The sequence below is a fragment of the Janibacter massiliensis genome, assembly GCF_900289115.1.
GTDB lineage: Bacteria > Actinomycetota > Actinomycetes > Actinomycetales > Dermatophilaceae > Janibacter_A > Janibacter_A massiliensis.
Window position 1 is genome coordinate 20,847 of the sequence record NZ_LT985196.1, and the last position, 19,730, is coordinate 40,576.

General features: G+C 73.2%; 19 protein-coding genes. 6 read left to right on the top strand and 13 right to left on the bottom strand.

Annotation, left to right across the window (positions count from 1 at the left end; translation table 11 throughout):
• The first annotated feature begins 18 nt into the window (after positions 1–18).
• Positions 19–1,518, top strand: a complete 1,500-nt coding sequence (locus DAA34_RS00100; protein ID WP_106817082.1) for a long-chain-fatty-acid--CoA ligase — start codon at positions 19–21, stop codon at positions 1,516–1,518.
• 16 nt (positions 1,519–1,534) lie between these two features.
• Here the strand turns inward: DAA34_RS00100 and DAA34_RS00105 are convergent, their stop codons facing one another.
• The 5 genes from DAA34_RS00105 to DAA34_RS00125 are packed head-to-tail and all read right to left on the bottom strand — an operon-like array spanning position 1,535 to position 10,367.
• Positions 1,535–2,551, bottom strand: coding sequence for a uroporphyrinogen decarboxylase/cobalamine-independent methonine synthase family protein (locus DAA34_RS00105; protein ID WP_234354037.1), 1,017 nt, complete (start codon positions 2,549–2,551; stop codon positions 1,535–1,537).
• On the bottom strand, positions 2,548–3,213 hold the full coding sequence (locus DAA34_RS00110) for a pyridoxamine 5'-phosphate oxidase family protein (RefSeq protein WP_106817083.1): 666 nt from the start codon (positions 3,211–3,213) through the stop codon (positions 2,548–2,550). The genes DAA34_RS00105 and DAA34_RS00110 overlap by 4 nt, the downstream gene beginning before the upstream one ends.
• A gap of 7 nt (positions 3,214–3,220) precedes the next feature.
• Positions 3,221–4,306 (bottom strand): tRNA 2-thiouridine(34) synthase MnmA, encoded by a 1,086-nt coding sequence (gene mnmA, locus DAA34_RS00115; protein ID WP_106817084.1) that lies wholly within the window; start codon positions 4,304–4,306, stop codon positions 3,221–3,223.
• A complete protein-coding gene (locus DAA34_RS00120) occupies positions 4,303–5,487 on the bottom strand; it encodes a cysteine desulfurase family protein (RefSeq protein WP_106817085.1) in 1,185 nt (394 codons plus the stop codon). Before DAA34_RS00120 ends, mnmA begins: the two co-directional genes overlap by 4 nt.
• A 20-nt stretch (positions 5,488–5,507) precedes the next feature.
• Positions 5,508–10,367 carry an NAD-glutamate dehydrogenase gene (locus DAA34_RS00125; protein WP_106817086.1) on the bottom strand — a complete coding sequence of 1,620 codons (4,860 nt, stop codon included), beginning with the start codon at positions 10,365–10,367 and terminating at the stop codon, positions 5,508–5,510.
• Positions 10,368–10,589: 222 nt separating this feature from the next.
• Here DAA34_RS00125 and DAA34_RS00130 point away from each other — a divergent pair, with 222 nt between their 5' ends.
• On the top strand, positions 10,590–10,904 hold the full coding sequence (locus DAA34_RS00130; protein ID WP_106817087.1) for a hypothetical protein: 315 nt from the start codon (positions 10,590–10,592) through the stop codon (positions 10,902–10,904).
• The gene (locus DAA34_RS00135) at positions 10,901–11,326 is read left to right on the top strand and encodes a hypothetical protein (protein WP_106817088.1); all 426 of its coding nucleotides are present in this window, start codon (positions 10,901–10,903) and stop codon (positions 11,324–11,326) included. The genes DAA34_RS00130 and DAA34_RS00135 overlap by 4 nt, the downstream gene beginning before the upstream one ends.
• Here the strand turns inward: DAA34_RS00135 and DAA34_RS00140 are convergent.
• The gene (locus DAA34_RS00140) at positions 11,311–11,739 is read right to left on the bottom strand and encodes a DUF6912 family protein (RefSeq protein WP_106817089.1); all 429 of its coding nucleotides are present in this window, start codon (positions 11,737–11,739) and stop codon (positions 11,311–11,313) included. The two genes, DAA34_RS00135 and DAA34_RS00140, sit on opposite strands and share 16 nt — an antisense overlap.
• A gap of 53 nt (positions 11,740–11,792) precedes the next feature.
• Here DAA34_RS00140 and nucS point away from each other — a divergent pair, with 53 nt between their 5' ends.
• Positions 11,793–12,488 (top strand): endonuclease NucS, encoded by a 696-nt coding sequence (gene nucS / locus DAA34_RS00145; RefSeq protein ID WP_106817090.1) that lies wholly within the window; start codon positions 11,793–11,795, stop codon positions 12,486–12,488.
• A 128-nt stretch (positions 12,489–12,616) separates the two neighbouring features.
• Here the strand turns inward: nucS and DAA34_RS00150 are convergent, their stop codons facing one another.
• Together DAA34_RS00150 and DAA34_RS00155 are read right to left on the bottom strand one after the other, a co-directional pair.
• Positions 12,617–12,868 carry a hypothetical protein gene (locus tag DAA34_RS00150; RefSeq protein WP_106817091.1) on the bottom strand — a complete coding sequence of 84 codons (252 nt, stop codon included), beginning with the start codon at positions 12,866–12,868 and terminating at the stop codon, positions 12,617–12,619.
• Complete coding sequence (locus DAA34_RS00155) at positions 12,865–13,161, bottom strand: ArsR/SmtB family transcription factor (RefSeq protein ID WP_234354038.1); 297 nt, start codon at positions 13,159–13,161, stop codon at positions 12,865–12,867. The genes DAA34_RS00150 and DAA34_RS00155 overlap by 4 nt, the downstream gene beginning before the upstream one ends.
• Before the next feature lie 201 nt (positions 13,162–13,362).
• On the opposite strand from DAA34_RS00155, the gene DAA34_RS00160 reads away from it, so the two are divergent.
• A complete protein-coding gene (locus DAA34_RS00160; RefSeq protein ID WP_106817093.1) occupies positions 13,363–13,917 on the top strand; it encodes a type 1 glutamine amidotransferase domain-containing protein in 555 nt (184 codons plus the stop codon).
• A gap of 120 nt (positions 13,918–14,037) precedes the next feature.
• Here the strand turns inward: DAA34_RS00160 and DAA34_RS00165 are convergent, their stop codons facing one another.
• Positions 14,038–16,122, bottom strand: coding sequence for a protein meaA (locus DAA34_RS00165; RefSeq protein ID WP_106817094.1), 2,085 nt, complete (start codon positions 16,120–16,122; stop codon positions 14,038–14,040).
• A 108-nt stretch (positions 16,123–16,230) separates the two neighbouring features.
• Between DAA34_RS00165 and DAA34_RS00170 the strand changes: the two genes are divergently transcribed.
• Positions 16,231–16,854, top strand: a complete 624-nt coding sequence (locus tag DAA34_RS00170; RefSeq protein ID WP_106817095.1) for a cob(I)yrinic acid a,c-diamide adenosyltransferase — start codon at positions 16,231–16,233, stop codon at positions 16,852–16,854.
• Between the two features lie 6 nt (positions 16,855–16,860).
• Here the strand turns inward: DAA34_RS00170 and DAA34_RS00175 are convergent, their stop codons facing one another.
• The 4 genes from DAA34_RS00175 to atpD form a co-directional block, all read right to left on the bottom strand.
• The gene (locus tag DAA34_RS00175; RefSeq protein ID WP_158707535.1) at positions 16,861–17,295 is read right to left on the bottom strand and encodes a DUF2550 family protein; all 435 of its coding nucleotides are present in this window, start codon (positions 17,293–17,295) and stop codon (positions 16,861–16,863) included.
• 10 nt (positions 17,296–17,305) lie between these two features.
• Complete coding sequence (locus DAA34_RS00180; RefSeq protein WP_106817097.1) at positions 17,306–17,572, bottom strand: F0F1 ATP synthase subunit epsilon; 267 nt, start codon at positions 17,570–17,572, stop codon at positions 17,306–17,308.
• 58 nt (positions 17,573–17,630) lie between these two features.
• Positions 17,631–18,152, bottom strand: coding sequence for a DUF2752 domain-containing protein (locus tag DAA34_RS00185; protein ID WP_199847379.1), 522 nt, complete (start codon positions 18,150–18,152; stop codon positions 17,631–17,633).
• Between the two features lie 68 nt (positions 18,153–18,220).
• The gene (gene atpD / locus DAA34_RS00190; protein WP_106817098.1) at positions 18,221–19,726 is read right to left on the bottom strand and encodes a F0F1 ATP synthase subunit beta; all 1,506 of its coding nucleotides are present in this window, start codon (positions 19,724–19,726) and stop codon (positions 18,221–18,223) included.
• Positions 19,727–19,730: the final 4 nt, after the last annotated feature.

The following is a 19,730-nucleotide window of genomic DNA, read 5'->3' on the forward strand; positions in this document are numbered from 1 at the left end:
TCGACAAAGGAGTCGACCATGTCCAGCCTCGCGCAGAGCGTCGTCCGCAGCGCCTCGACGCACGGGGATCGCAGAGCGATCGTCCTCGACGACGCCACCCTCACGTGGTCCGAGCTCCACGGTCTCGCCGCCCGCGTCGCTGGTGCCCTCCGGGCCGCCGGCCTCGCGCCCGGCGACCGGGTGGCGCTGATCCTGCCGAACGTCCCGGCCTACCCCGTCCTTTTCTACGGGACCCTGCTGGCCGGTGGCGTCGTCGTCCCGCTCAACCCCCTGCTCAAGGAGGCCGAGCTCGAGTACTTCTTCTCCGACTCGGGCGCGTCGTTCGCCTTCGTCTGGCAGGACTTCGCCCCGGCCGCGCAGGCCGCCGGCGCCGCGACGGGGACGACGGTCATCGTGTCCGGGCCCGTCGGACCGGCAGCGGACGCGCTCCCGGCCGGTGAGCCGATCGCCACCCCGGAGGACGTGGCCGGCGACGAGACCGCCGTCATCCTCTACACCTCGGGCACCACCGGGAAGCCGAAGGGCGCGCAGCTCACCCACGACAACATTCGGCTCAACGCGCAGCGCAGCGCCGAGGTCATCATGGAGATGACGCCCGACGACGTCATCATGGGCTGCCTCCCGCTGTTCCACGTCTTCGGCCTCACCTGCGGCCTCATCGCGGCGACCACCTCCGGGGCGACGCTCACCCTCGTGCCGCGGTTCGACCCCGAGAAGGCCCTCGAGGTCGTCGAGCGCGACCGGGTGACGATCTTCCAGGGCGTGCCGACGATGTACGCGGCGATGCTCCACGCCAAGCGTGCCGACTCCACCGACACCAGCTCGCTGCGCGCGTGCGTCTCCGGCGGGTCGGCGATGCCGGTCGAGGTGATGTCCGCCTTCGAGGAGAAGTTCTCCTGCCGGATCTTCGAGGGCTACGGCTTGTCGGAGACGAGCCCGGTGGCCTCGTTCAACATGCCCGACGGTCCGACGAAGCCCGGCACGATCGGTCGCACGATCCCCGGTTGCGAGATGCGGCTGCTCGACGACTCGGGGGCCGTCGTCGGGCCGGGCGAGGGAGTCGGGGAGATCGTCATCCGCGGTGACAACGTCATGAAGGGGTACTGGAACAAGCCGGAGGAGACGAAGGCCGCCATCCCCGACGGATGGTTCCGCACCGGTGACCTCGCGACCGTCGACGACGAGGGGTACTACACGATCGTCGATCGCAAGAAGGACATGATCATCCGCGGCGGGATGAACGTGTACCCCCGCGAGGTCGAGGAGTGCCTCTACACCCACCCGGCCGTGCGCGAGGTCGCCGTCGTCTCCGTGCCCGACGAGCTCATGGGCGAGGAGATCGGCGCCGCCGTCGGCCTCAAGGAGGAGACGAGCGCCACGCCCGAGGAGCTGCAGCAGTTCGTCAAGGAGCGGCTCGCGGCGTACAAGTACCCGCGCCACGTGTGGATCGTCGACGAGCTGCCGAAGGGCCCGACGGGCAAGATCCTCCGCCGCGAGGTGCGCGCCCCGCAGGGCTGAGCCTCGGGGCCGGGTCTCAGCCCCCCTCCTGCGCGCAGCGGTCGGCGATCGTCGCCGCTGCGCGCAGGGCGGCGGCAGCCCCGGCGAGGTCGCTGCCGGCCAGCCCGCACGCGGGGCTGACGACGACGTCGGCGAGCGCCGCGGTCGGCAGCCCGACCCGTCGCCATGCCTGGCGCAGGGCGCGCCACGCCGCATCGACGTCGACGCGGGCGCCCGCACCCACCGGGGCGGGGACGGCCCCGGCCACGAGCGCGGTCCCGGACTCGAGCGCCGCGGCCACGCCCTCCCACGCCGCCGGCGGGAGCCCGGTCGTGTCGAGCGCGAGCGCGTCCAGACGCAGCGACGCCAGGCCGCGCACCGGGACCTGCGGGTCGCAGCAGTGCAACCACACGTGCTCCGCCCCGGCACGGCGGGCACCGGTCACGACCACCTCGAGCCCGGCGACGGCCTCGGGCAGGTCGACCGCCCGCAGCCGGCCCCGACCGGAACGCGTCGGCAGCCGCCCCGCGAGCACCGCGGGGAGCCCGGGCTCGTCGACCTGGACGACGAGCCGTGCGCCGGGGACGAGGGCGCGTACCCGGGCCACGTGTCCGGCGACGCCCTCGGCGAGCGAGGCCGCGAGGTCACGGCACGCGCCGGCGTCCGAGAGGAGACGGTCGGCCCGGGGCCGCTCGATCGCCGCGGCCGACGTCCACGGACCGCAGACCTGCACCTTGAGCGGCCCGTCCCACCCGTCGAACGCCTCGGCCACCTCGTCGAGGTCCTCCCGGAGGAAGGCCGCCGCTCGGGCGAGGTCGCGCCCGGGCCGGTCGGCCAGACGCCAGCCCGAGGGCTGGAGCTCGACATGGAGGTCGACGAGGAGACCCGCGGTGCGCCCGACCATGTCGGCCCCGGGGCCGCGCGCGGGCAGCTCGGGGACGTGCGGCACGCCGTCGCCGAGCAGGTCACGGACGGCGCGCACGGCCTCGCGGGCGCTCGTGCCCGGCCAGCTGCCCATCCCCGTGACGCGCCCGGGGATCTCCGTGCCGGTCACCGGTACCGGCGGCGCAGCGCGTCGACCGACGCCGGGACGGGCGCGTCCGTGCCGGGCTCGGACACCGGGTCGCCCGCGACCGTGCGCAGCGGCACCACGCCCTGCCACACGCCCTGAACCGGCTCCGTCCCGACCCCGCCCGTGCGGGTCTTGAGGAGCCAGCCACCGTCCTCGATCGGCAGCGCGAGCGCGACGGTCGCTCCGACCTCCTTGGCCGTCATGTCCCGCACCTCGCCCGTCCGCGCGGGGATGATCCGGTCCGACAGTCGGGCCAGTGCCGTCCACGCCTCCTCGCCCCGCAGCTCCTCGAGCCGCCCGCGGACGACGGCGCTGCGGTAGTTCGCGCTCGAGTCGAAGGTCGAGGCGGCGACGACGATCCCGTCGATGCTCGTCACCGTGAGGCACGCCGGGGCGCCGGCGGCGACGTGGCGCAGCGCTCCCGCCCCGGACGAGCCGTGCAGGAGGATGCGGTCGCCGTCCCGGGCGAGCAGCAGCGGGACGGCCCACGGCCAGCCGTCGACGACGGTCGACAGCGTGCCGACGAGCACCTCGTCGAGGAGCGCGTCGAGCTCCGCACGGGAGGCCTCGCCACGCGCGGGCTTGCGGGTCAGCCGCCCGAGAGCAGCAGGTTCGGTCACGGCGTTCGCGGTGGGGTCCGGCATCCGGCCATCATCGCGCAGCGGTGCCCGTGCGCGCGATCGTCGCGGACCCGACGACCCGGCTCCCGTCGTAGAGGACGACGCTCTGCCCGGGCGCCACGCCGCGCACCCGCTGCTCGAGCACCACCTCGACGCCGTCCCCGGTCACCCGGACCCGCGCGGGGACCTCCTCGCCGTGGGCACGCAGCTGTGCGCCGTACGCCTGGTCGCCGACCGGCGCGACCCCGCACCAGCGGGCGCGCTCGGCCGTGATCGTGTCGATCCCGAGCAGGTCCGCCGTCCCGATCGTCACCGTCCGGGTGACCGGGTCGGTCGCGGTGACGTACCGGGGCCGGCCGTCCTGCGCCGCGCGGGGCACGCCGAGGCCCCGCCGCTGGCCGACCGTGAACCCGTGGGTGCCGCGGTGCTCGCCGACGACGGCCCCGGTGTGCGCGTCGACGACCGGGCCGGGCGCCTCCCCGAGCCGGTCGGCGAGGAACCCGCGGGTGTCCCCGTCGGGGATGAAGCAGATGTCATGGCTGTCGGGCTTGCGCGCGACGGCGAACCCGCGCTGCGCCGCCTCCGCCCGGACCTGCTCCTTCGTGGAGCCGCCGAGCGGGAAGATCGACCGCGCGAGCTGGTCGGCGTCGAGCACCCCGAGGACGTACGACTGGTCCTTGGCCGGGTCGACCGCGCGGTGCAGCTCCCGCCCTCCCGGGCCGTCGACGACCTGCGCGTAGTGGCCCGTCGCGACGGCGTCGAACCCGAGCGCGACGGCCTTGTCGAGCAGCGCGGCGAACTTGATCCGCTCGTTGCACCGCAGGCACGGGTTGGGGGTGCGCCCTGCGGCGTACTCCGCGACGAAGTCCTCGACGACGTCCTCTCGGAAGCGGTCGGCGAGGTCCCACACGTAGAACGGGATCCCGAGCCGGTCGGCGACCCGCCGGGCGTCACCGGCGTCCTCGAGCGTGCAGCACCCGCGGGCGCTCTCGCGCAGGGTCGCCGCGGACTGCGAGAGCGCGAGGTGGACCCCGACGACGTCGTGCCCGGCGTCCCGCACCCGCGCTGCCGCGACGGCCGAGTCCACCCCGCCGCTCATCGCGGCGACCACCCTCATGCCGCCCCCCCTGCCCGGCGCGCGCGCTCGACGACCTCGGGCAGCGCCGCGAGGAAGCGTTCGACGTCGTCCTCGGTCGAGGTCGATCCCAGGGAGATCCGCAGCGAACCACGCGCGACCTCCGGGTCGTAGCCCATCGCGAGGACGACGTGGCTGGGGCGGGGCACCCCCGCCTGGCAGGCCGATCCCGTCGAGACCTCGATCCCCTGCGCGTCGAGCAGGTAGAGGAGGGAGTCGCCCGAGCACCCCGGCACGAGCAGGTGGGCGTTGTTCGCCAGGCGGGTCGTCGTGTCCCCCGGCTCCCAGCAGCCGGTGACCTCGATCCCGAGGTCGAGCGCGAGGGCCCCTGAGAGGACCCGGTCGCGCAGCGCCGCCAGCCGCGCCGACTCGGCCGCCCGGTGCTCGACCGCGTGCTCGAGCGCGAGCGCCAGGCCGACCGCACCGGCCGCGTCGAGCGTCCCGCTGCGGATGTCCCGCTCCTGGCCCCCACCGTGCGACAACGGCATCGGCCGCAGGTCGCGGGCGACGTGGAGCGCCCCGACCCCGACCGGCCCGCCGAGCTTGTGGGCGCTCACCGCCGCGAGGTCGACGCCGGCGGCCCCGAGGTCGACGGGCAGGTGCGCGACCGCCTGGACGGCGTCGGTGTGGAAGCGGACACCGCGCTCCCGGCAGCCGGCCGCGATGGTGGCGACGTCCTGCACCGTGCCGACCTCGTTGTTGGCCCACATGACCGTGACGAGCGCGACCGATCCCGGGTCCTCGTCGACGGCCGCGAGGACGTCCTGCGCCGCGACGAGCCCGCACGGGCCCGGCTCGACCCAGGTGACCTCGGCGTCGCCCGCCTCGACGAGGGCGGTCACCGGGTCGAGGACGGCGTGGTGCTCGACGCCGCTCGCGACGATCCGACGGCGCGCGGGGTCCTGCGCGCTCGCCGCCCACACCGTGCCCTTGACGGCGATGTTGTCCGACTCCGTCCCGCCCGAGGTGAGGACGATCTCGCTCGGCCGCGACCCCAGGCACGCCGCGATGCGCTCGCGGGCGTCCTCGACCACGGCCCGCGCCGCCCGGCCGCTCGTGTGCAGCGACGAGGGGTTGCCGACCGCCCGCATCGTCTCGGCGATCGCCTCGACGACGTGCGGCAGGACCGGGGTCGTCGCGGCGTGGTCGAGGTAGACGGTCACCGCGCGATCCTACGAGGGGCTCAACCCGTCGCCTGCACGAGCGAGCGCAACGTGCGCAGCGCGACGGACAGCGCGGCGATGCTCGGGGACGTCTGCTCCTCGATGCCCCGCAGCGAGGTCCGGGCCCGCAGGACGGTGCGCTCGTTCGCCTCGAGCCACGCCGCGATCCGCGCGTGCGGATCCCCACCCGCGGGCGTCGCCGCGATGACCCCCCGGGTCAGCCCGGCGAGGACCGCGTACAGGTCGTCGCGCAGCGCGGCCCGCGCCATCGCGTCCCACAGCTCCTCGCGCGGCAGGCGGCTCACCTTGATGAGGTTGACGTCGATCCCGAACTCCTCGGACAGGCCGAAGTACAGCGGGACGACGTCCTCGACGACCTCCTGGGTGTCGTGCGCGATGTCGACGACGTCGAGGAGCGAGTAGAGCTCGAGCAGCCCCGCCGTGCGCAGGGCCAGATCCTGCGGCACCCCGTCCTCGGCGTAGGCGTCCGCGTCCGCGAGCAGCCGCTCGCGCTCACCCCCGGTGAGCACCTCGGCCATCCGCGGCGCCCAGGCCGCCACGACGTCCCGGAACCGCTCGATCTCGGCGCCGACGTCGATCGACCCGCGGCGGCTCGTGACGAGCCAGCGGACCGCCCGGTCGAGCAGCCGCCGGATCTCCAGCAGCAGCGCGGCCTGGACCGCTGTCGGCACGACGCTGTCGAGCTCGTCGACCTGCGCCGAGAACCCCGGCAGGTCGAAGACCTCGCGCGCGACGAGGAAGGCCCGGACGACCTGGTCCACGCTCGCGCCCGTCTCCTCGACGGCACGATGGACGAAGGTGATCCCGCCGCGGTCGACGACGTCGTTGGCGATCCGGGTCGTGACGATCTCCCGGCGCAGGGGGTGCGCGGCCAGGCCGTCGGCGAACCGCTCGCGCAGCCGCTCCGGGAAGTACCCGGCGAGGATCTCGTCGCACCACGGGTCGTCGGGTACGTCGCTGGCGAGCACGTCCTCCTTGAGCGCGAGCTTGGCGTACGCGACGAGCACCGACAGCTCCGGCGACGCCAGGCCCTCCCCCGCCGCCCGCAGCCGCTCGAGCGCGGAGTCGCTCGGGAGGAACTCCAGGGACCGGTCGAGGATGCCGCGCTCCTCCAGCCAGCGCATGAACCGCTGGTGCGCCCCGAGCATCGACCCCTCGCGGGCCCGGGCGTTGCCCAGGACGACGTTCTGCGCGTGGTTGTGGCGCAGCACCCGCTGGGCGACCTCGTCCGTCATCGACGCGAGCAGCTCGTTGCGCTCGTCGGTCGACAGCTCCCCGGAGGCGACCGCCGGACCCAGCAGGACCTTGATGTTCACCTCGTGGTCGGAGGTGTCGACGCCCGCGGAGTTGTCGATCGCGTCCGTGTTGACGGCGACCCCGGCGTGAGCCGCCTCGATCCGCCCGAGCTGGGTGAGGCCGAGGTTGCCGCCCTCGCCGACGACGCGGACGCGCAGGTCCGCGCCGTCGACCCGGATCGCGTCGTTCGCGCGGTCCCCGACGCTCGCGTCGGTCTCGCGGGAGGACTTCACGTACGTGCCGATGCCGCCGTTCCACAGCAGGTCCACGGGGGCGAGCAGCACCGCGCGGAGCACCTCGTCGGGGCTGAGCGCGCCCGTGCCCTCCGGCAGGCCCAGCGCCGCGATCGCCTCGGGCGAGAGCGGGATCGACTTGGCCGTGCGCGGCCACACCCCGCCCCCGGCGCTGATGAGCGAGCGGTCGTAGTCGTCCCACGAGCTGCGCGGCGTCTCGAACAGGCGCCGCCGCTCCGCGTGCGAGGCCGCGGCGTCGGGCGTCGGGTCGATGAACACGTGCCGGTGGTCGAACGCCGCGACGAGCCGGATGTGCTCGGACAGGAGCATCCCGTTGCCGAAGACGTCGCCGCTCATGTCGCCGATGCCGACGACGGTGAAGTCCTGCGTCTGGGTGTCGATCCCCCGCTCGCGGAAGTGCCGCTTGACCGACTCCCACGCGCCCCGGGCGGTGATGCCCATCGCCTTGTGGTCGTAGCCGGCCGAGCCGCCGGAGGCGAACGCGTCGTCGAGCCAGAAGCCGTGCTCGGCCGCGACGGCGTTCGCGGTGTCCGAGAAGGTCGCGGTGCCCTTGTCCGCGGCGACGACGAGGTAGGGGTCGTCCCCGTCGTGCCGCACGGTGCGCTCGGGCGGGACGACCTCGTCCTCGACGCGGTTGTCGGTGAGGTCGAGCATCGTCCCGATGAACCGGGTGTAGGCCGCCCGGCCCGCCTCGAACCACGCGTCGCGGTCGGTCGCGGGGTCGGGCAGCCGGGTGGCGTAGAACCCGCCCTTGGACCCCGTCGGCACGATGACGGCGTTCTTCACCATCTGCGCCTTGACCAGGCCGAGGACCTCCGTGCGGAAGTCGGTCCGGCGGTCGGACCACCGCAGACCGCCGCGAGCGACCGCACCGAAGCGCAGGTGCACGCCCTCGACCTGCGGGCCGTGGACCCACATCTCGTACGCGGGCAGGGGCGCCGGCAGCCCGGGCACCTTCCCCGGCTCGAGCTTGAGGCCGATGTGCAGGCCCCCGTCCGAGGCCGGCTCGACGGCGCCGACGGCGCGGTAGTACGTCGTCCGCAGCGCGGCCCGCACGACCGCGAGGCACATCCGCAGGATGCGGTCGGCATCGAGGCTCTCGACCTCCTCGAGCGCGGCGAGGATCCGCTGCGCGACCTCCTCCTCGGCCGCCGCCCGCTCGTCGTTCGGCTCGCCGTCGAAGCGGTCGGGATCGAAGCGGGTCTCGAACAGCTTCACCAGCAGGGCGGCGATGTCCGGGGAGCCGACGAGCGCGCCGGTGATCGCCACCTGGTCGTCGCTGGGGCTCGCCTGGCGCACGTACCCGGCGAGCATCCGCAGGATCGCCACCTGCCGCCACGTGAGGCGCGCGAGGAGGACGAGGGAGCCGAGGCGGTCGGACTCGACCTGCCCGGACCAGACCGCGCCGACGGCCGACTCGAACAGGTCGCGCATCTCCTCGTGGGGCAGCGCGTCCCACAGCTCCTCGTCGGCGCGCAGCCCGAAGTCGTACACGTGCACGCGGGCGCCGTCGGTCCGCTCGATCTCGTACGGCTGCTCGTCGACGACCTCGACGCCCATGTCCGTGAAGATCGGCAGGACGGCCGTGAGCGAGAGCGGCTGCGTGCGGAACAGCTTGTAGCGGCGTACCCCGGGCTCGGCGCCGACCGGTCGGTAGAGCGCGTGCGAGGTCGGCCGGTCCGGCCCCAGACGGGTGAGGTGCTTGAGGTCCGCGATCGTCTGCTGGCTGCCGAAGCGCTCGCGGTAGGCCACCGGGAAGCCGTCGGCGAAGGTCCCGAGGAGCTCCTGGGACCGCTCGACCCCGAGGAGCTCGCGAGCATCGGCGGCCACCCGCTCGGACCACGTGAGGGTCGCGGCGACGACGGCGGTCTCGACCCGCTCCAGCAGCTCGGGCTCGATCTGCGGGACGACGCCGCCGTCGGAGCGGCGCGCGGCGAAGTGCAGCCGCGCCACGGCGCTCTCGGAGACCTGGGCCGTGAAGTCGAGGACGTCGGTGTCGAGCGAGTCGGTGAGGATCGTCTGGATGCGCTCGCGCACCCGGGTCGTGTACCGGTCGCGCGGGACGTAGACGAGGCAGGAGATGAAGGTCCCCTCTCCCCCGCGGCGCAGGAAGGTGTGCACCCCGTGGCGCGCGGGCATCCGGACCACCGTCGAGACGACGTGCTGCAGGTGGGCGACGTCCGCCTGGAAGAGCTCCGAGCGCGGGTAGGTCGCGAGCGTGCCGAGGATGTCCTTGCCCCCGTGCGAGCGCGGGGTGAACCCGCTGCTGCGGATGATCTCCGCGACCTTCTCGCGGATGATGGGGATCGACTCGACCGGCTCGGTGTACGCGCTCGCGGTGAACAGCCCCATGACGACGGTCTCGGCGGTGATCGAGCCCGCCTCGTCGAACCGCCGGATACGCACCTCGTCCAGCCACGCGGCGCGATGAACGGTGGACCGGCGGCGGCCGGAGGTGACGAGGACGACCCGGGCCGCGTCCGGCGCAGCGGGGGCGGTCGTCGGGAGGACCGGATCGACGGTGAGACCGAGGGCGGCGCCGTCGACCTCGCGCGCGCTCGTGGGATCGCCCGGGGTGCCGTACTCGATCCCCGTCGATCCGAGGAAGGCGAAGTGGTCGTCGACGAGCCACCGGAGGAACTCGACGGCCGCCGCGGTCTGGGCGTACGGGGTGCCGGTGGCGATGCCCACCCCTGCCGCGAGGTCCTCGGCGATCTCCGTGCACCGGGCGACCATCCGCGGCCAGTCGCGCACCGCTGTGCGCACGTCGGCGAGGACGGCCTCGATCGCCGCGACGAGGTCCGCCTCCTCCTCGTCCGCGACCGCCGCGAGCTCGATGTGCATCCACGACTCGTCGCACGCGCCCTCGGCAGGGACGGGCGGCCGCAGGTGGGGGGTCGCGCCGGCGACCGCGCCGACGATCTCCACCAGCCGCCCGTCGTCGTCGCGGCGCACGGTGAGCTGCGGGTGGATGACCGAGCGGACGGTCACCCCCCGCCCGGCGAGCGCGTTCGTCACGGAGTCGACGAGGAACGGCATGTCGTCGGTGACGATCTTCAGCATGGCCGGGTGCGGCACCGGACCCGGCTGGCCGCCGCGGGTGACCAGGCGAACGAGGGGCTCACCGACGCTGCGCCGCGCGGCGAGCTCCACGTGCCCGCGGAACAGCTCCGCGAGCTCGGCGACCCCGCGGTGCTGGAGCTCCTCGGTCGGGACGGCCCGGAAGTAGGCCCGCACCGCGGCGGGGCTCGCCCCGTCCGCCTGCGCGGCGGCGGCCTCGACGACGGACTGACGGTCGCTGGACGGCATCGGTGCTGATCTCACCCTCTGGTCGGCGGACGCGGGGACCGACGCTGGGTCCCACCCGGACGACCTTAGCCCGGTGCGTGACGTCGGACACACTCCCGCGGGGCGGCTCGCCCGGTCGGTGCTGGCGGTGGCTGGGGGTGGTCGCGCGGTGGCGGCGAGGCAGCCCTGCGGGCTGTGGATGCGTTCGGCCCTCCCCCGCGCATGGCGCCTAGAGTTGCGGTGATGCCGACCTCGCCACCGCCGCCGACCGGCCCGGATGCGCTGCTGGGGCCCCTCGCCGGGCTCGCCCGGACGCTGTCCACCGCCGCCGACGACCTGCTCGAGGCACAGCCCACGCTCTCCCCGCCGTCGCTCCAGCGCCGCGTCGACGACCTGGTCGACGAGCTCGTGGCGGCGCTCGGGGCGCTCGCCGACGAGACTGCCGCGGCGGCCGCGCGGGTGGAGATCATCGCCGCCTCGCGCCGCGAGGGGGCGCAGCGGGCAGACACCGGCCCGGCCGCGTCGCGGGGTGCGCGAGCGTCCGAGGAGGCGCGGTGACGACCGACCAGCTCGACGACCCCGTCTCGTGCTCGGCCCTCGCCGGGTCGCTGCGCCGGCACGCGGCCGCGCTCCGGGCGGCGGTGCGGGAGGCGGAGGCGGCCTCGCAGGCGGCGGCGGACGGCTGGCCCGGGCGGGTGTCGGTGCAGCACCGCCGGACCGCCGGGGACCTCGCGACCCGCGCGTGGGAGCTCGCCGGGGCGATGGACCGGGCGGGCCTCGCGCTCGCCACCCATGCCGCCGACCTCGCCCAGGTGCGCACCGACCGAGCCGGGCTCGTCGCGAACCCGGCGCTCGGCGACGAGGAGCGCGCCGAGCGGGAACGGTCGATCGACACCCGCGCGGCCCGGCGTGCCGTCGAGCTGGAGGTTCTGCTCGCCGGTGTGACTGCCGAGATCGGCGCCGGTCAGCCCCGGGCGTAGTCGATCGCGGCGGCCAGCTCCGTGACGTCGAACCACAGCAGGTCCGGGACCTCGTCGCTGCCGGTCGGCGGAGTCTCCTCCACGTGGACCGACGCGATCCGGCGGCGAGGCACGGGCGGGCGGACGAGGATGTGCGCCGAGCCGGGCTCGGGTTCCCGCTTGGTCAGCGCGGGCCGCTCGATGTCCGCGGCGACGACGGCACGGCGGCCCCGGCCGGTCGGCAGGGAGGCGAGCGCCTGGTGCATCGCGAAGAACTCGAGCTCCTCCTCGTCGGCGTCGGGCGTCGCCCGCTCGAGCTCGACGGTGACGGCCCAGGCGTGGAGGTGCTCCCCGCTGGCGGCGACCTCCCCCGTCCGCTGGAGCGCGAGGAGCCCGTCGAGGTCGTGGGGCAGGTAGATCCGGGTCCAGGCCACAGGCGCAGCGTAGCCGCCGGAGGCACGTCGGCGGGGTCCTAGGGTGGGGTGCCATGCGCCTGGTGATCGCGACGTGCAGCGTCGACTACGAGGGGCGGCTCGACGCCCACCTGCCGCTCGCGCGGCGGCTGCTGCTCGTCAAGGCGGACGGCTCGGTCCTCGTCCACAGCGACGGTGGGTCGTACAAGCCGCTGAACTGGATGAGCCCGCCGTGCGCGATGGCCGAGCTGGCGCCGGACGAGGACGACGCGGCCGCGGGGGTCGTCGCGGTGTGGAACGTCCAGCACGCGAAGTCCGAGGACCGGCTGCGGGTGCGGATCCACGAGATCCACCACGACAGCAGCCACGAGCTGGGGGTCGATCCGGGCCTGGTCAAGGACGGGGTCGAGGCACACCTGCAGGCGCTGCTCGCCGAGCACATCACGACCCTGGGCGAGGGGTACACCTTCGTGCGTCGGGAGCACATGACGGCGATCGGGCCGGTGGACATCCTGTGCCGCGACGGCAGCGGCGCGGCGGTCGCGGTCGAGATCAAGCGACGCGGGGAGATCGACGGGGTCGAGCAGCTGACGCGCTACCTGGAGCTGATGAACCGTGACCCGCACCTGGCGCCCGTCACCGGCGTCTTCGCGGCCCAGGTGATCAAGCCGCAGGCCCGCACCCTGGCCGAGGACCGGGGCATCCGCTGCGTCACCCTCGACTACGACGAGCTCAAGGGCATCGACCTCAGCGAGCACCGCCTCTTCTGACCCCACCCCTCACGCCCCACCCCCCACCCCTTCTCGCAATTGCGCGCGCAACTGACATCTGCGCGCGATATTTCACGCGCAGATGTGCAGTTGGGCGCGCAGATGTCGCGCGGACGCGACGGGCGAGATCAGGCGGCGTGCGAGCAGGTCGAGCAGGTGCAGTCCGCGCACGTGCACGTCGCGCACCGGCACCCGGTCGGGCAGGAGCCGCACGAACAGGCGTCGCACTCCTCGACGTGGCCACCGTGGGCGTGGTGCAGGTGACCGTCGTGCTCGTAGTCGGTGTGGTCGCCGTGCTCGACGGCCTGGTGGCCGCAGTCGGCGCCGTGCACGTGATCGTGGTCGGGGTGGATGGCGTGGGCGGCGTGGTCGGTGCTCATCGCTGGCTCTCCTTCGCGTGCTCGATCGCGTCGAGCACGATGTGGGACACGTGCGCGTCGGTCACGGAGTAGATCCGCTCCCGACCCCGCGGTTCCGACCGGACGATCCCGGCGGTGCGCATGACCCGCAGGTGCTGCGAGACGAGGGTCTGGCTCGAGCCGGTTCCCTCGACGAGCCCTGCGACCGTGGCCGGTTCCCTCGAGAGGATCACCAGGAGCCGGACCCGGACGGGGGCTCCGAGGATCTTGAACAGGTCGGCAGCCCTGGCCACCGCCTCGTCGATCCTCGTCACGTCCGCACTATACATGCACGCTTGCGCATGTGAACACTCAAAGTGGAGCCGTGAAATCTGCGCGCCGAAGGTGACATCCGCGCGCGGCATTCGACGCGCAGATGGCACTTGCGCGCGCAATTGCGGCCGGGGGGCGGTTGGGGATGCGCGACCCCCGGGGCCGGTCGTAGTGTCGAGGCACCCCCTACGAGAGGACGCGTCATGGTCGACTCCACTCCCCCTACCCCGACCAAGGTTGCCTTCGCGGTCGCCGGCGAAGGCATCGAGCAGGTCGAGCTCACCGATCCGTGGAACGCGGTGGAGCGCGCGGGCTACCAGCCGGTGCTCGTCTCCGTCGAGCCGGGCACGGTCCAGGCTTTCAACCACCTCGACAAGGCCGACACCTTCGAGGTCAACACGACGTTCGACGCCGCCATCGTCGCCGAGTACGCCGCGCTCGTGCTCCCCGGAGGCGTCGCCAACCCCGACGCCCTGCGCACCGAGCCCCGCGCGGTGTCCTTCGTCAAGGAGTTCGTCGCGTCGGGCAAGCCGGTGGCCGCGATCTGCCACGCTGCCTGGACGCTCGTCGAGGCCGGCGCCGTCGACGGCCGCCGCCTTGCGTCGTGGCCGAGCCTCCGGACCGACATTCGCAACGCCGGTGGGACGTGGGTCGACGAAGAGGTCGTCGTCGACGGCAACCTCATCTCGAGCCGCAACCCCGACGACCTGCCCGCGTTCAACCGCGAGCTGCTCTCGGCGCTCGACGCGATGGGCTGACGGTCTCGGAAATCGCGCGGAGGTTCCCATCTGCGCGCGAAAGGTGACAGGTGCGCGTGATGTTTCACGCGCACCTGTCATTTGCGCGCGCAAATGCGAGGAGGGGGTGGTGGGGGGACGTCAGGCGGGGGTGGGCTCCAGGGGCGGCAGGTCGCGGCTGGTGCGGACGACGTCGACGACGTGGGCCATGATCTCGTTCAGCCCGAAGTCCTTCGGCGTGAAGACGGCCGCGACGCCCATCTCGCGCAGGCGCGCCGCGTCCGACTCGGGGATGATCCCGCCGACGATGACGGGCACGTCACCGGCGCCCGCGTCCTGCATCCGCTGGAGGATGTCCGGGATGAGCTCCATGTGCGAGCCGGACAGGATCGAGATCCCGACGACGTGCACGTCCTCCGCGACCGCCGCCGCGACGATCTGCTCGGGCGTCAGCCGGATGCCCTGGTAGACGACCTCGAAGCCGGCGTCACGAGCACGGACGGCGATCTGCTCCGCGCCGTTGCTGTGGCCGTCGAGGCCCGGCTTGCCGACGAGGATCCGGAGGGTCTCGCCGAGCTCCTCAGACGTCCGGCGCACCGCGTCCCGCACCGCCGCCAGCTCCCCGCTGCCCGCGTCCGCGACGCCCACCGACCCGCTGACCCCCGTCGGGGCCCGGAACTCGCCGAAGACGTCCCGCAGCGCCTGCGCCCACTCGCCCACGGTCACCTCGGCTCGCGCGCACTCCAGCGACGCGGCCATGAGGTTCTCCTCGCTGCCGGCGGCCTCCTTGAGCGCGGCGATCGCCGCCTCCGCACGGGCCCTGCGGGTCTCGTCGCCGTCCCGATCCGCACGCCACGCGCGGATCGCCTCGATCGCCTTCTCCTCGACGTCGTGGTCGACGGTCTGGATGGCCGTGTCGAGATCGGCCGTGAGGGGGCTGGGCTCGGTCGTCTCGTACTTGTTCACGCCGACGACGACGTCCTCGCCGGCCTCGATGCGCTGACGGCGCAGGGCGTGGCTGGCGACGAGCGCGCTCTTCATGTACCCGGACTCGACGGCCGGGACCGCTCCGCCCATCTCCTGGACCCGGTCGATCTCGGCCTTGGCGCCGGCGACGAGCTCCGCGACCTTCGCCTCGACGACCGCGGACCCGGTGAAGAGGTCGTCGTACTCCAGCAGGTCGGTCTCGAACGCGAGAACCTGCTGCATCCGCAGGGACCACTGCTGGTCCCACGGCCGCGGCAGGCCGAGCGCCTCGTTCCACGCCGGCAGCTGGACGGCGCGGGCGCGGGCGTCCTTGCTCAGGGTCACCGCGAGCATCTCGATGAGGATGCGCTGAACGTTGTTCTCCGGCTGGGCCTCCGTCAGACCGAGGCTGTTCACCTGGACGCCGTAGCGGAAGCGGCGCTGCTTGGCGTCCGTCACGCCGTAGCGCTCCCGCGTGATCTCGTCCCACAGCTGGACGAAGGCGCGCATCTTGCACATCTCCTCGACGAAGCGCACGCCGGCGTTGACGAAGAAGGAGATCCGGGCGACGACCTTGCCGAACTCCTCGTCCGGCACGCGGCCCGAGGCCTTCACGGCGTCGAGCACCGCGATCGCCGTGCACATCGCGTACGCGATCTCCTGCACCGGCGTCGCCCCGGCCTCCTGGAGGTGGTAGCTGCAGATGTTCGTCGGGTTCCACTTCGGGATCTCGTCGACGGTGTACGTCACCATGTCGGTGATGAGGCGCATCGACGGCGCCGGCGGGAAGACGTACGTCCCGCGCGAGAGGTACTCCTTGATGATGTCGTTCTGCGTCGTGCCCGCGAGCCGGGCGACGACGGCCGAGCGCTCCTCCCCCGCGGCCTCCGCCTGCTCCTCGGCGGCGACCTGGTAGAGCGCGAGGAGGTACATCGCCGTCGCGTTGATCGTCATCGACGTGTTCATCTCGCCGAGGGGGATCTGGTCGAAGAGGGCGCGCATGTCGCCGATGTGGCTGATCGGCACGCCGACCTTGCCGACCTCGCCGCGGGAGAGGACGTGGTCGGGGTCGTACCCCGTCTGCGTCGGCAGGTCGAAGGCGACGGACAGCCCCGTCTGGCCCTTCGCGAGGTTCCGGCGGTAGAGCGCGTTGCTCGCCGCAGCGCTGCTGTGACCGGCGTAGGTCCGCATGACCCAGGGGCGGTCGCGCTCGGGGCGGACGGGTGCGGCGGACTCGGTGACGTCGGGGGTCTCGGGCATGGTCCGAAGGTACTCGGCAGCCCCGGGACGCGGCAGCCCAGTCCGCGGTGAAAGCGACCACACCGGTCGGGCGGTGGCGGGTGGCGGGGCGTCTGGGAGGGTGGCCCCATGGTCAACCTCACGCGGATCTACACCCGGACGGGCGACGACGGCACGACGGCGCTCGGCGACTTCAGCCGGACGAGCAAGACCGACCCTCGGCTCGGGGCCTACGCCGACACGAACGAGGCCAACGCCCACCTGGGGGTCGCGATCGCGACCGGGGAGCTCGACGAGGACGTCGTCGCGGTGCTGACCCGCGTCCAGAACGACCTCTTCGACGTCGGCGCCGATCTCGCGACCCCGCTGCAGGAGTCGTACGAGTACCCGCCGCTGCGGGTCGAGCAGCGCTGGGTCGACGAGCTCGAGGCCGACTGCGACACGTACAACGCCCGGCTGGAGAAGCTCCGCTCGTTCATCCTCCCCGGCGGCAGCCCGGCTGCCGCGCACCTGCACGTGGCGACGACCGTCGTCCGGCGGGCCGAGCGCTCGGCGTGGGCGGCGCGGCAGGTCCACGGCACCGAGGCGGGGGGCGCGCGCGGCGTCGGCGGGATCAATCCCCTGACCACGACGTACCTCAACCGGCTCTCGGACCTGCTCTTCATCCTCGCGCGGGTGGCGAACCTCGGGCGTGGCGGGGACGTCCTGTGGCAGCCCGGAGGCGGGCGCGCCGAGGCGCCGTCGAAGGGCTGAGCCGCCTCAGGCGACGTGGACGGTCGAGCCCGGGGGCGTCGACTCGGCCCAGGACCGCAGCGCGGTGTAGACCTCCCGGCTCAGACCGAGCTCCGCGGAGGGCAGCGCGGTCCCGATGGGACCGGCGATCGGGACGCTCACCGCGACGGGGATGCCGGGCACCCGCTCCACGACCTCCGACGGGGCGCCGACCGCCACGTCCCCGCGGGGCCACGACAGGGACGGCTGGGTGCTCCACCCGACGAGCGGGAACCAGTCGAGGCGATGGGTCCCGAGCCTGACGAAGCCCGCGTGCCACCGGCCGGAGCGGTCCGAGCGCCGGGCGACGTAGGCGACGGCCGCCGCGGTGGCGATCACCCGGTGCCGGAACCACAGGGTCGCGGGGAGGACGAGGAGCAGCCCCGCGAGCAGCACGACGAGGGCGGTCTCCGCCCCCGTCACGACCGACACCTCAGCTCAGGCCGTCGGCCGAGACCTGCTCGGAGACGATCGTGACGCGGTCGTGGTCGACCGACATGAAGCCGCCGTCGACCGTCGCGGTGCTACGGCCGCTGCCGGTGTGGATGCCGACCTCACCCGCGGCGAGAACGGCCAGCAGCGGGGTGTGGCCCGGGAGGATCCCGATCTCACCGTCGACCGTGCGCGCCGTGACCTGGGTGGCCTCGCCCTCCCACACCTGACGGTCGGCGGCGACGACTTCAACCTGCAGCGAGCTCACGGGCGATCCTCACATCTCGAGGGCGACTGGTTCCGAGCGATCCTACCGGCCGGGCGGGTCAGGTGATGACGCGGTCGAACCAGGTGATGCCGTTGGCGAGGGTGACGATGCGGACGACGCTGTAGAGGATCCATGCCCCGAAGCCGCCAGCGACGAGCCAGACGGGCACCCGGTCGATGAGCGAGTACAGGGGGCGCCGCCGCACGAGCGCCACGACGGTCGCGATCGCGAGACCGACCGCGACGAGGTAGAAGGCCGGCCCGAAGAGGTTGTAGTCGAAGGCCGCGCCGACGTCGCCGTGGCTGAGGTGCACCCACGACCGGGTCAGCCCGCACCCTGGGCACGGCAACCCCGTCAGCAGGAGCACCGGGCAGGTCGTCTGCCCGTGGTCGGTGAGGTACGGGTCCTTGAGGAAGGACACCGCCAGCGCTCCGGCCCCACCCGCCGCGAGCACGCCCACGAGGACCGACTCCAGCCGACGCGAGCGCGGGGCGGCGCCGACCGTGCGCGGCGGCGGCCCCGAGGGCACCGCAGCGGTCGGTCCCGGGGCCGGGGCGGGCGTGTGCTGGTCGACGGTCACCCGCCGATCATAGAACGACGGCGGGCCGCCCCCGAAGGGACGGCCCGCCGTCGGTGATCGAGGTCGGATCAGAGGTTCTTCTGGATCTCCGCCCACTGGCGCTCGACGTCGTCGAGGCCACCGCACATGAAGAAGGCCTGCTCGCCGACGTGGTCGTACTCGCCGTCGCAGATCTTCGTGAAGGCCTCGATGGTGTCGGCCAGCGGGACCGTCGAACCCTCGATGCCGGTGAACTGCTTGGCGACGTAGGTGTTCTGCGAGAGGAACCGCTGGATCCGGCGGGCCCGGTTGACGAGGATCTTGTCCTCCTCGGACAGCTCGTCGATACCGAGGATCGCGATGATGTCCTGCAGCTCCTTGTTGCGCTGGAGGATCTGCTTCACGCGGACCGCGGTGTTGTAGTGGTCCTCGGCGATGTACCGGCGGTCGAGGATCCGGCTCGTCGAGGTGAGCGGGTCCACGGCCGGGTAGATACCCAGCGAGGCGATCTCACGCGAGAGCTCGGTCGTCGCGTCGAGGTGGGCGAAGGTCGTCGCCGGGGCCGGGTCGGTGTAGTCGTCGGCCGGGACGTAGATCGCCTGCATCGAGGTGATCGAGTGACCACGCGTCGAGGTGATCCGCTCCTGGAGGACACCCATCTCGTCGGCCAGCGTCGGCTGGTACCCGACGGCGGACGGCATGCGACCGAGCAGGGTCGAGACCTCGGAGCCGGCCTGCGTGAACCGGAAGATGTTGTCGATGAACAGGAGGACGTCCTGCTTCTGGACGTCGCGGAAGTACTCGGCCATCGTCAGGGCCGAGAGGGCGACGCGCAGACGCGTGCCCGGCGGCTCGTCCATCTGGCCGAACACGAGCGCCGTCTGACCGAGGACGCCCGCCTCCTCCATCTCGACCATGAGGTCGTTGCCCTCACGGGTGCGCTCACCGACACCGGCGAACGTGGAGACACCGCCGTGGTCGCGGGCGACGCGGGCGATCATCTCCTGGATGAGGACGGTCTTGCCGACACCGGCACCACCGAAGAGGCCGATCTTCCCGCCCTGGACGTACGGGGTGAGCAGGTCGATGACCTTGATGCCCGTCTCGAACATCTGGGTCTTGGACTCGAGCTGGTCGAAGGCCGGCGCGGAGCGGTGGATGCCCCAGCGCTCCTTGACCTCGAGCGTCTCGCCCTCCTCGAGGTTGAGGCAGTCACCCGTGGCGTTGAAGACCTTGCCGAGCGTGACGTCACCGACGGGGACGCTGATCGGGCCGCCGGTGTCCTGCACCTGCGCGCCGCGGACGAGGCCGTCGGTCGGCTGGAGGGAGATGGCGCGGACCATCGAGTCACCGATGTGCTGGGCGACCTCGAGGTTGATGTTGCGCTGCTCGCCGGCGATCTCGACGGTCGTCGTGAGGAGGTTGTACTGGTCGGGCATCGCGTCGCCGGGGAACTCGACGTCGACGACGGGGCCGATGACGCGGGAGATGCGGCCGACACCACCGGGGGTGACGTCCATGAGGTTCTCCTCCTGCGGTCCGGTCGACTCGGAGCTCGAGCCCGCGGCGGTGGGGTCGTAGGCAGTGGCGGTCATGGTC